This is a genomic window from Burkholderia arboris (assembly GCF_038723655.1).
Taxonomy (GTDB): Bacteria; Pseudomonadota; Gammaproteobacteria; order Burkholderiales; family Burkholderiaceae; genus Burkholderia; species Burkholderia arboris.
On sequence record NZ_CP109821.1, the window covers coordinates 1,857,717 to 1,868,908 of the forward strand.

Genomic DNA, 11,192 nt, shown 5'->3' on the forward strand with positions numbered 1-11,192 from the left:
GCCGCCTGGCGCTTTCTTGAGAGCGGCGCGGCCGCTCGGCTTTTTCCGGGAGTGCAATCCATGCAGTTCGACCTGACCGACGACCAGCGCGCGATCGAAAGCGCGATCGAGAAAATCTGCGAACGCTTCGGCGACGACTACTGGCTCGAGCGCGATCGCGCAGGCGGGTTTCCGGCCGACTTCCACGCGGCGCTCGCCGACGCCGGCTGGCTCGGCATCGCGATGGATCCGGCCTACGGCGGCGCCGGGCTCGGGATGACCGAGGCCGCGCTGATGATGCGCACGATCAGCGCATCGGGCGCCGGCCTGTCCGGTGCGTCGGCCGTGCACATGAACATCTTCGGGCTGAATCCCGTGCAGGTGTTCGGCAACGAAGCGCAAAAGGCGCGCTTCCTGCCGCCGCTGATCGCCGGGCGCGACAAGGCCTGCTTCGCGGTGACGGAACCCGACGCGGGCCTCGACACCACGCACCTGACCACGCAGGCGCGTCGCGACGGCGACGACTACGTGCTGAGCGGGCGCAAGATCTGGATCTCGACCGCGCAGGTTGCGAACAAGATGCTGATCATCGCGCGCACGACGCCGCTCGACCAGGTCGCGAAGCCGACCGACGGGCTGAGCCTGTTCTATACCGACCTCGACCGTTCGCACGTCGAGGTGCGCGAAATCGAGAAGATGGGCCGCAAGGCCGTCGATTCGAACATGCTGTTCATCGACAACCTGCGCGTGTCGCGCGACGACCTGATCGGCAACGAAGGCGACGGCTTCCGCTATCTGCTGCATGGCCTGAACCCCGAGCGAATCCTGATCGCGGCGGAGGCGATCGGGCTCGGGCAGGCCGCGCTGCGCCGCGCGACGCAATACGCATGCGAGCGTGTCGTGTTCGGCCGGCCGATCGGGCAGAACCAGTCGATCCAGCATCCGCTCGCGCAGGCGTGGATGCAACTCGAGGCTGCGTGGCTGATGGTGATGAAGGCCGCGACGCGCTACGACGCGGGGCAGACGTGCGGCGCGGAGGCGAACGCGGCGAAATACCTCGGTGCGGAAGCCGCGTTCCAGGCGTGCCAGACGGCCGTCGCGACGCTCGGCGGGATGGGTTACGCGAAGGAATACCATGTCGAGCGCTACCTGCGCGAGTGTATGATTCCGAGGCTCGCGCCCGTGAGCCCGCAACTGATCCTGTGCTACATCGCGGAGAAGGTGCTCGGGCTGCCGAAGTCGTATTGACCGTATCGACCCGGCGGCCGGCCCGGCGCGCGGTTTCCCGTTTCCGATTCAAGCGCTCGTCATGGACGTCAAACTCGTTGCCCGCACGCTCGACCTGTTCGAGCTGTTCGCCGCCGAACGGCGGCCGCTGCCGCTCACCGAACTCGCGCGCCTGCTCGATGTGCCGCCGTCGAGCTGCCTCGCGATGGCGCGCACGCTCGTGAGCCGCGGCTATCTGTACGAAGTGCGCAAGCGCGGCGGCTACTACCCGACGCGACGCCTGCAGACGATCGCCGCCGCGATCGATGCGACCGATCCCGTCGTCGACATCGTCCATCCGCACCTCGTCGCGCTGCGCGACGCGAGCCGCGAGACGGCCGTGCTCGGCAAGATCCAGGGCGGGTCGGTCACGTATCTCGACGTCGTCGAGTCGGAGCAGGCGATCCGCTACACGCGCCAGCCGGGCGAGCTGCGTCCGCTGCATGCGAACTCGATCGGCAAGGCGATTTTCGCGGAACTCGCCGGCGCTGCGCAGCAAGCGCTCGGCGCGCAGCTGCCGTTCGAACGCTTCACCGACGCGACGGTGGCCGACCTGCCGGCGCTCGTCGCGCAAACCGCGCGGTTTCGCGAACTCGGCTGGGCCGAGAACTTCGGCGAGAGCGCGCCCGAACTGTCGGCGATCGCGGTCGCGCTGACGCTCGACGGCGACTGGTATGGACTGTCGGTCGTCGGGCCGACCGAGCGGATCCGGCAGCATCGCGATACGCATGCGGCGCTGCTCGTCGACGCGAAGGCCAAGCTGCTGGCCGAGCACGCGCGCGGCTGACGGAAGGCAAGGCGCGCCGGCAAACGGCCCTGCAAGCGGGCCAGCAAGCAGGCCGTCCGCCGGCGATCGGGCAGCGATCGCCGCGAACGGCCATGGATCCGCGAGCCTAACGACGGCCGATACGCGGCATCACGACTTCACCCACACACCGCCCGCACTCGGGTTGTCGCCTTGCGTCCACCATTTCGCGCAATACTTCGCGCCCTGGTACATCACACAGGTGCCGCCTGAATACGCGGTCGTCGCCGACCACGTGGCCGTGCCGCCGCCGACCGGTTTCCATACGGCCGCCTGGCCGGGCACGTCGCCCTGTGTCCACCATTGCGCCTGGTACGTCGTGCCCTGGTAGGTGACCGTCGCGCCGGCCGTGTAGACCTGGCCGGCCGCCCAGGGCGCGCCCGGCTGCGGCGTGCCGCCGTCCGAGCCGCCGCCGTAGTTCGGGTCCTGCGTGACGCCCGCGCCCCATTTGCCGTCCAGCTGCTTGAAGATTGCCGCGAACGCATACGGCTGCTGTGCGACGCCCGAGCAGGTCGGCGACGCATACGTGCCGCCGGACGGGCACGCCTGATCGCGGCCGACCGACCAGTTGCCGAAGAAACCGTAGCCGTTGCTGACCGCTGCATTCAGCACGCTTTGCGCATTCGCGAGCGTGAAGGTTTCGCCCTGTACGTCGTTCACGCCGATCATCGGCGTGACGCCGACCATCTGCCAGAGCTGCGCATGGGTCTTCGGCCGGCCAGCCGACTTGAACGCCGTGTCGAGCTGCGAGTACAGCGCCTGCGCGGCGCTAATCGCGGCGGCGCCCATGTCGATGTTCGCGGGGCCGTAATCCATCGCCATCACGTTCACCGCATCGAACGCGGCCTGGTTCGAGATCGCCGCGTTGACGACGTTCAGGCCGTCCTGCGTGAGCCCGGTCGGCATTGTCGGCAGCGTCAGCGTGACGTGCAGCGGCTTGCCCTTCGCCGCATAGTCGGACTGCAGTTGCGCGACGGCCTGGAAGTTGCGCGCAACCGAGGCCGTGTCCTGCTGCGACGCGCCCTCGATGTCGAAGTCGATATGCGTGAGGCCGTACGTGTCGATCACGGTCTGGTACGCAGTCTTCAGCGCGGGAACCGTCGAGCAGGCCTGCATCAGCGGCGTGCCGTTCGCGCCGCCGAACGACACGGCGATTTCGCCGCCTTTCGCGCGGTAGCTCGCGATCGACGTCGACAGCGCAGTGAGCAGCCCGCCGCTCGCGCCGTTGCCGATCGGCTGCACGCCACCCCACGACGGCACGCAACCGTTGCCCGCGACCACGAACGCGAGCGTGAATTGCTGGATGCCTTGCCGGACGCCGATCTGGTCGACGAGCGGTGTCGGATAGAGCGTCACGTCGACATAGGGCGCATAGACGCCTGCACCGTGGGACACGCTCGCGGCGGCGAGCAGACAACCCGCGGCAAGTGCTCGCGGAATGAAACGCGGCAACACATTGTTGTTCATTGTGTTCTCCAAGTGGAAGAGGGATGCGCTGGCCTGCGTATCGCCGCCGGACGGGCGACCGGGCCTGCCCGGCCGGCGGCGTGCCCATCTTGGAGGATTCGCGCCGAATAGTGAATGGTTAGGTGTTCTTTTTGTTATTTGATTCCCGATACGTAACGATCTTGCCGATTCGACACCGTTGCGCAACACATCGGGCGGGTGATTTTCCCGATCGATTGCATGCCGGTGCGCGAGCGTTGCCGGCGTCGCGTCATGCCGATGCCGGCTGCGCCAGCGAACGCGCGAGTGCGACGAAACGCTCGACGCACGCCGACGAAAACGGCTCGTTCCACGACACGATCTGCTCGACTGCACGCGTGCCGGCGAGCGGCACGTAGACGACGCCCGGGCGCTGCAGCGTCGCCGTGAAGCCCGGCACGATCGCGATCCCGCGTTCGGCGGCGACCAGCGACACGAGCGTCGTGATCTGCGCGGCGGTTGCGCCGATCCGCGGCGCGAATCCGGCCTGCGCGCACAGGTCGTCGAGCGCCGCCGTCAACGCCGAACCGTAACCGGGCGGAAAGGTCACGAAGGTTTCGTCTGCCAGTTCCGCGACGTCGAGGCTCGTACGGTCCGCGAGCGGATTGCCGGCCGGTACGGCCGCGACGAGCGGTTCGCGCGACACGACGAGCGACGCGACCGGCACGCCGGGTGCACCGTCCCACGCCCAGCCGAAACCGATGTCCATCGCGCCGTCGGCGATCTGCTGGCGCTGGCTCGCGGTCGCCGCTTCGCGAAACGCGAGTTCGACGTCGGGCATCGTGCGGCTCGCGGCACGAATCACGTCCGGGAACGTGCCGGACATCGGGATCGAGCTCGCGTAGCCGATCACGATGCGTCCGGCGATACCCTGCGCGATCTTGCGCGCGCTCGCCTCGGCTTCGTCGGCCGCACGGACGACGTTGCGTGCATGTTCAAGGAACAGTTCGCCTTCCGGCGTGAGCCGCACCGCGCGCGTCGAGCGCTCGAACAGCCGGACGCCGAGCTCGCTTTCCAGCGCGGCGATATGGCGGGTCAGCGGCGGTTGCGCGACGCGCAAGCGCAATGCGGCGCGGCCGAAGTGCAGTTCGTCGGCGACGACCACGAAATAGCGAAGGCGGCGCAAGTCGAGCATTGTTGTCGTTCCGGTATCAATCGCGGTGAAAACGGTATTGGCGTGCGCGCGGCGCGCTCGTCAGACTGTCGGCATCGATGACAAGGCATTTCCGATGAACGACAGGACCACGCGCATCGCGTTCTTTCTCTGCGGTTTTGCCGCGTTTCTCAATCTCTATGCGACGCAGGGCATCCTGCACGAACTCGCGGCCGCCTTCGGCGTCAGCGCGGAGCGCGCGGGGCAGGGCGTGAGCGCAACCACGACGGCCGTCGCCATTATCGCGCCGTTCGTCGGCGTGCTGGCCGCACGCATCGAGCGGCGCGTCGCGATCTCGCTCGCGGCGGTGGCCGTCGCGCTGCCGGTCGTGTGGTCCGCGCATGCGGCCGGATTCGCGTCGTTCCTCGGCGCGCGCTTTGCGGCCGGGCTGGTCATGCCGTTCGTCTTTGCGCTGTCGATCGCGTATATCGGCGAACGCTTCGATCGCGGCACGTCGGCCGAGATCAGCGCGCTGTTCGTCGCCGGCACGACGCTCGGCGGGTTCGCCGGCCGCTTCGTGACCAACCTGCTGACGTCGATGTGGGGCTGGCGGCATGCGCTCGATGTCGTCGCGGCGCTGTGTCTTGTCACCGGCGTCGCGATTTACGCGAGCCTGCCGGCGTCCGGTGCGATCGCGCGGCGGGCGTCCGGCAATGGCACGCGGGCGGGTTCGTCGTGGCGCATCGTCACGCGCGGCCCGCTGCTCGCGTCGTTCGCGATCGGCGCCTGCGTGCTCGCGTCGCAGGTCGCGACGTTCACGTTCGTCGGCCTGCGGCTCGCGCGTGCGCCGTTCGGCTTCGGCACGGTCGAAATCGGCGCGATCTATGCGGTGTTTCTGGTCGCGGTGGTCGTGACGCCGCTGGCAGGCCGCCTCGCGCGGCATCGCGGCCCGCGCGCACCGGCGCTCGCCGCGGCCGCGCTCGCGATCGGCGGAGCGTTGCTGACGTTGTCGGACAGCGTGCCGGTGATCCTGGCCGGTCTCGCGCTCAGCTCGACCGCCGTGTTCGTCGAACAGGCGTCGGCCAATACGTTCATCTCGCAGGCGGCGTCGAGCGCGCGTTCGACGGCGATCGGCATTTACCTGTCGTGCTATTACTTCGGCGGCAGTCTCGGCTCGATCCTGCCGGTGCCCGGCTGGCATCGCTGGGGATGGGCCGGTTGCGTCGCGTTCGTGGTCGCGGCGCAGGCTATCGTCGGCGTGCTCGTGTACCGGTTCTGGCGAACCGTCGGCGCGTCCGGCATCGCGCCTGCCGGCACGCGCGACGGCACGCTCACGCGCTAGTCGCGATCAGCGATACCAGCGCGGCGTATAGACCCACTCGCGCGCGTTGCCGATCGCAAAGCGCCGCGTCGTCGACGAGCCGACGATCATCATCGTCCGCATGTCGACCTGGTCGCTGCGCAGCGCGCCGAGCGTCGTTGTCGTCAGCGTCGCGCCTGGCCGGCCGATATCGCGGCCGAGCACGACGACCGTTTCGGCCGCCCGGTGCGCACGCACGATGTCGAGCGCCCGGTCGAGCTGCCACGGCCGGGCGCGCGAGATCGGGTTGTAGAACGCCATCACGAGATCGGCTTGCGCTGCATGCTGCAGGCGCGTCTCGATCACGCCCCATGGCTTCAGGTTGTCCGACAGCGAAATCGCGCAGAAGTCGTGACCGAGCGGTGCGCCGGCCTGCGCGGCCGTCGCGAGCGACGCGGAGATGCCGGGCTCCACGCGCAGGTCGACCGCGGCCCACTGCGGGTCGCGCGCTTCGTCGAGCGCTTCGAGCACGGCCGCGGCCATCGCGAACACGCCGGGGTCGCCCGACGACACGACTGCGACGCGCCGGCCTTCGGCCGCGAGTTCGAACGCATGGCGCGCGCGCTGCATTTCCTCGCGATTGTCGGTGCCGTGCACGCGCTGGTCGTCGCGGAACGGGCCGGCCATGGTTACGTAGGTCGTGTAGCCGAGGATGTCGGTCGCTTCCGCGAGCGCGGCGCGCGCGGCCGGCGTGAGCCATGCGGCACCGCCCGGGCCGAGACCGAGCACCGTCAGGCGGCCGCGTGCGCGGCCGAGCGTGGCGGGATCGACCGGATGCGACGCGACCGCGCATGCGAGGCCGTTCGATGCCGGACGCAGCGCGTGTGCGACACGCAACGTGCGGCCAAGCAGCGTGGCCGCATCGGCAGGCACGCTGCTGTCGGCATCGTCGAAACGCAGCGGCACGTCGAGCGCTTGCGCCGCTTCTTCCAGCGCAGGTTCGCCGATCGCCGATACCGGCGCGACGATGGCCGCGAGTGCCAGCCGCGCGAGACCTTGCGCGGCGAGCAGGGCTTCGATGCGCGCGGCAAGGGCTTCCCCGGCGTTCACGGCATCGATGGCGACACCGATCACCACGCTGCGGGGATGGATCACGAGTTCGTCGCGCGCGCCGTGCCACGCAGCGGGCGTCACGCGAATGGCATGCCCGGCCGCGTCGTCGCGCGGCAGCGCGACTTCGTCGAGCCACGGGGCCGCGCCGTCGACACGCGTCGATGCACCCGCGAGCAGGTCGGATACGAAGCGCTTGCCTTGCGCGAGATCGGCGAGCGCATAGCCTTCGGGCGGATTGAGCACGCAGGCGCCGAAGCGCAATTCGCCGCTGGTCGTGATCGCCGGCGCGACGCCGACGCATGCGGCGATTTCGCGCGCGATCGCGTTGACGCCCGTCAGCCCGCCGAGCAGCGGCACGACGGCCGAGCCGTCTTCCGCGACCGCGAGCACGGGCGGCTCGACGCCCTTGTCGGCGAGCGCGGGCGCGAGGCAGCGGATCACGATGCCGGCCGCGCACAGCGCGACGATCGGCAAGCCGCGCGCATAGAGTTCGCGCAGGTGCGCGCCGAGTTCGTCGAACGGCACGTCGGTGTCGACGCGCGACGCGAGGCCGTGCACGCTTGCGCCCGGGTAGCGCGCCTGGATGCGTCGTGCGGTGTCAAGCGCGCCCGCCCCGAGAATCACGATCGCGGGCGCAGTCGTCATCCTTGCCATTTTTCCCCCGGCACGACGAGCAGCGAGAAATACGGCGACGCCATCGGGTCGACCTGGTCGAGCGGCACGATGCGCTGGTTCGCCATCGTCGCGCGCTCGACGTACAGCGCGCGTTTCGCGAGCCCGAGCTCGTCGAGCACGCGCCGCACCTTGTCGAAATTGCGGCCGAGTTTCATCACGACGGCGGCGTCGGCTCGCGCAAGCCGTTCGCGCAGCTCGTGCTCGGGCAGCACGCCGGACAGCACCGACAGGCTCTGGTTGCGATAGACGAGCGGCTGGCCGAGCACGGCCGTGCCGCCGAGCATCGCGCACACGCCCGGGATAACTTCGGTGTCGTAGCGCGGCGCGAGGCGGTCGTGCAGGTACATGTACGAGCCGTAGAAGAACGGATCGCCTTCGCAGATCACCGCGACGTCGCGGCCTGCATCGAGGTGTGCGGCAACGATCTCGGCAGCCGTATCGTAGAAGTCGGCGATCACGGTCTCGTAGCAGAGCGGCGGCGGCAGCGCTTCGGTCGTCACCGGATAGACGAGCGGCAACTGCGTCTGCCCGTCGAGCAGGTGCGCTTCGACGATGCCGTACGCATTGCCTTTCTTGCCCTTCGCGACGAAATACGCGACCACGGGCGCCGCCTGCAGCACGCGCAGCGCCTTGATCGTCATCAGTTCAGGATCGCCAGGGCCGACGCCGACGCCGAACAGTTGTCCACGCGCGGTCGTCATTCGGCCTCCGTCGCGAGCGCGTTGACCGCGGCGGCGGCCATCGCACTGCCGCCGCGCCGGCCGAGCAGCGCGATGTACGGCACGCCGCGGCTGTCGGCGTCGAGCATCGCCTTCGATTCGGCCGCGCCGATGAAGCCGACCGGAAAGCCGAGGATCAGTGCAGGGCGCGGGGCGCCGGCGTCGATCATGTCGAGCAGGTGGAACAGCGCGGTCGGCGCATTGCCGATCACGACGACGCTGCCCGCGAGATGCGGGCGCCACAGTTCGAGCGCGGCGGCCGAACGCGTGTTGCCGAGGTGCCGTGCGAGGTCGGGCACCTCCGGCTCGCCGAGCGTGCAGATCACGCGGTTGCCGGCCGGCAGCCGCGCGCGCGTGATGCCTTCGGCGACCATCCGCGCGTCGCACAGGATCGGCGCGCCGGCCGCGAGCGCCGTGCGGCCCGCCGTACCGGCGCCGGCCGAAAAACGCAGGTCGTACACGACGTCGACCATCCCGCACGCATGGATCACGCGCACCGCGAGTTTCTCGAGGTCGGGCGGAACCTGCGACAGGTCGGCCTCGGCACGGATCGTCGCGAACGACTGCCGGTAGATTTCCTGCCCGTCGCGAATGTAGTCAAGCATCGGTGGTGTCCTGGCTGTGGCGCGCGCCCGCCAAACGGGCTGCGGCCTGGTCAATCGTCAGATGGCGCGCGAGCGGGGCGCCGAGGCCCTCGGCCGCGTCGCGCCGATAAAGGTCGTAATGCGCGGGCGCCACCGCGACGAGCGTATGCGTCGCGGGACGCGGCAGCGCGCAATGGCGTTCGCAACCGGTCAGGTGCACATCGACCGGATGGCCGATGTGCGCGGCGAGCGCGAGCGCGTCGCGTTTCGTATCGGCGCGCGCTTTCGCGCAGCCCGCGCTGCCGGTGCAGGCGACGAACGTCGCAAGCGGGTCGGATGACTGGCAAACGAGGCCGATCGTCGCGAGTGCGTCGCGCGTGGCCGGTGCGCGTTCGTTCGGCACGCCGTGCAGAAACAGGCCTTGCCACGGCGTCATCGACAGCGTGCCGTCGCCGTCGGCTTCGGCCAATGCGGCGAGCTGTTCCAGTTGCGCCGCGTCGAGCCGCCCGAGTACGCATTGCACGCCGACGCTGCAGCGCGCCGCATCGAGCGACGGGTGCGCGCCGAAACGCAGCGCCGGGTGAGCGGGCATGCGCCGCCAGCCGGCGAGCGCGGGATCGGCCGCGAGCGGGAAGGGCAGGTAGTGCTGTGCGCGCTCGAGTAACGCACGTTCGCCGGCTGTCGCGAGCACGGCGCGCATCCGCGTGACATCGGCCGGCGCGAGTTCGAGGAACGCGAGCAGCAGTGCGCGGACCAGCACGACAGCCTGGTCGGGCGACACGTCGACCGACGCAGGACGGTCGCCATCCGCGACCGGCGGGCAGCCGGACAGCCCGGCCGCGATGCGTACCGCACCGTCTGCGCGGCGCCATGCGGCCAGCCAGATGTCATGCGGATGATCGAGTGCCGCGACCGATTCGCCGCCGTCGAGCTGGATCGAGAACTTCGGCGACAGCTCGCCACGGCGCGGCTCATGCGCGAGCATGTCGAGCAGCGGAAGGGCGAGTGCGTGACTGTCGACGAGCGCGCCGGGATCGTGCCCGGCGAGCGGGCTGAGCAGAAGGTTGCGGACGTCGTCGCTTGCAGCAAGCGCGGCGGTATCGGCGGCCGGGTCCGCGGCCGCATCGACGCGCGGGCCAAGCCCCGCGTCGAGCAAGGTGCGCGTCAGCGCATCGGCAGCGCCGTCGCGAATGCCGCGTAGCTGGAGATTCGCGCGATTGGTCGCGTCGATCGCGCCGGAGCCGTATTGACGCGCGGCGGCGGCGATCGCACGCGCCTGGCGCGCGTCGAGCCGGCCGCCCGGCAGCTTGATCCGGCACAGCCCGCCGTCGGCGGCCGCGACCACGCGCACGAGCCCCGGGCAAGCCGACGGGCGCACGACGGGCGACGCAGGAATCGAATCGGGGGCGGAACTCAACGGGATACCGGGACAGTGTCGCGCCGCGGCCAACGCATCGGTACACCCCGCCCGACGCCGACTGGCACGCACGCACTTTCAGGCCGGCAGGTCTCCTGGCTGACAGGTCGGCACCGGCTCCCGGCCTTCCCGGTGAAACCAGTGGCATGAGGGGGAGATCGGCTCGCTGTCTACAGTTGCGGGGGCAGCCACAGCGGCGCGCAACGCGCCCTGTGTTCCCTCTTCGGCCCCGAAGGGCACCGGCGAACGAACGGCCGTAGGATACCCGATTTCGGCACCGGCCCGACATCGGCGATTGGCGCCGGGACCGTGTCGCAGCATGGCTGTGGCGGACTGCGCGCGGTCGCGTGGATGGTACGATTGGCGGCTCGGCATTCGACCGGCGACGCGCCGGGATCCGCAATGATGAAACTCGGCAGGACGGAGCTGTTCGGCATGGGGATTGCGCTGGCCTTGCTGGCCATTCCCGCATGGATGCTGCTCGCATTCGTGCTGATTCCATTTGCGCCGTCCGCGGAGTGGCCCAAGAATGTCGGGCTCGCCGGCCTCGTCGTGCCGATCGTGGCAGGTGGAACCTGGCTGTTCCGGCGAGGCGGCGTACGGCCGCTCGTGTGGCTGCTGCTCGGCTGGCTGCTGGTCGCATCGATCGCCGGCATGTATCTGACCTTGCTGAACCATCTCGGCGGCATGCCGCGCGGCTGACATCGCTGCCGCATCCGCGCCCGGGCAGGCGGTGGCGGCGGCCGTCAACGGAAC

10 protein-coding genes and 1 riboswitch are annotated in these 11,192 nt (G+C 69.8%); of the genes, 4 read left to right on the forward strand and 6 right to left on the reverse strand.

The window, feature by feature from the left end; all coding sequences use genetic code 11:
* Positions 1–60: 60 nt before the first annotated feature.
* Entirely contained in the window at positions 61–1,227 is a 1,167-nt protein-coding gene (locus tag OHZ10_RS08775) for an acyl-CoA dehydrogenase family protein (protein WP_340624112.1), read from the forward strand.
* Positions 1,228–1,288: 61 nt separating this feature from the next.
* Complete coding sequence (locus tag OHZ10_RS08780; RefSeq protein WP_059234208.1) at positions 1,289–2,032, forward strand: IclR family transcriptional regulator; 744 nt, start codon at positions 1,289–1,291, stop codon at positions 2,030–2,032.
* A gap of 129 nt (positions 2,033–2,161) precedes the next feature.
* On the opposite strand, the gene OHZ10_RS08785 is transcribed toward OHZ10_RS08780, so the two are convergent.
* Entirely contained in the window at positions 2,162–3,517 is a 1,356-nt protein-coding gene (locus OHZ10_RS08785; protein ID WP_059234205.1) for a chitinase, read from the reverse strand.
* A 250-nt stretch (positions 3,518–3,767) separates the two neighbouring features.
* A complete protein-coding gene (locus OHZ10_RS08790) occupies positions 3,768–4,670 on the reverse strand; it encodes a LysR substrate-binding domain-containing protein (protein ID WP_059234202.1) in 903 nt (300 codons plus the stop codon).
* A 94-nt stretch (positions 4,671–4,764) separates the two neighbouring features.
* On the opposite strand from OHZ10_RS08790, the gene OHZ10_RS08795 reads away from it, so the two are divergent.
* Entirely contained in the window at positions 4,765–5,970 is a 1,206-nt protein-coding gene (locus OHZ10_RS08795; RefSeq protein WP_059236758.1) for an MFS transporter, read from the forward strand.
* 6 nt (positions 5,971–5,976) lie between these two features.
* Here OHZ10_RS08795 and cobJ read toward each other — a convergent pair whose 3' ends face one another.
* Genes cobJ through cobG form a run of 4 tightly spaced genes read right to left on the reverse strand, consistent with a single transcriptional unit; the run spans position 5,977 to position 10,397 of the window.
* Complete coding sequence (gene cobJ / locus OHZ10_RS08800; RefSeq protein ID WP_342702101.1) at positions 5,977–7,686, reverse strand: precorrin-3B C(17)-methyltransferase; 1,710 nt, start codon at positions 7,684–7,686, stop codon at positions 5,977–5,979.
* Positions 7,683–8,417, reverse strand: a complete 735-nt coding sequence (locus OHZ10_RS08805) for a precorrin-2 C(20)-methyltransferase (RefSeq protein ID WP_059234199.1) — start codon at positions 8,415–8,417, stop codon at positions 7,683–7,685. The genes cobJ and OHZ10_RS08805 overlap by 4 nt, the downstream gene beginning before the upstream one ends.
* Entirely contained in the window at positions 8,414–9,040 is a 627-nt protein-coding gene (locus tag OHZ10_RS08810; protein WP_174991495.1) for a precorrin-8X methylmutase, read from the reverse strand. The genes OHZ10_RS08805 and OHZ10_RS08810 overlap by 4 nt, the downstream gene beginning before the upstream one ends.
* Complete coding sequence (gene cobG / locus OHZ10_RS08815) at positions 9,033–10,397, reverse strand: precorrin-3B synthase (RefSeq protein WP_342704392.1); 1,365 nt, start codon at positions 10,395–10,397, stop codon at positions 9,033–9,035. Before cobG ends, OHZ10_RS08810 begins: the two co-directional genes overlap by 8 nt.
* Positions 10,398–10,504: 107 nt before the next feature.
* Positions 10,505–10,695: riboswitch (cobalamin riboswitch) on the reverse strand.
* A 146-nt stretch (positions 10,696–10,841) separates the two neighbouring features.
* Here cobG and OHZ10_RS08820 point away from each other — a divergent pair.
* Positions 10,842–11,138 (forward strand): hypothetical protein, encoded by a 297-nt coding sequence (locus tag OHZ10_RS08820; protein ID WP_256084857.1) that lies wholly within the window; start codon positions 10,842–10,844, stop codon positions 11,136–11,138.
* Positions 11,139–11,192: the final 54 nt, after the last annotated feature.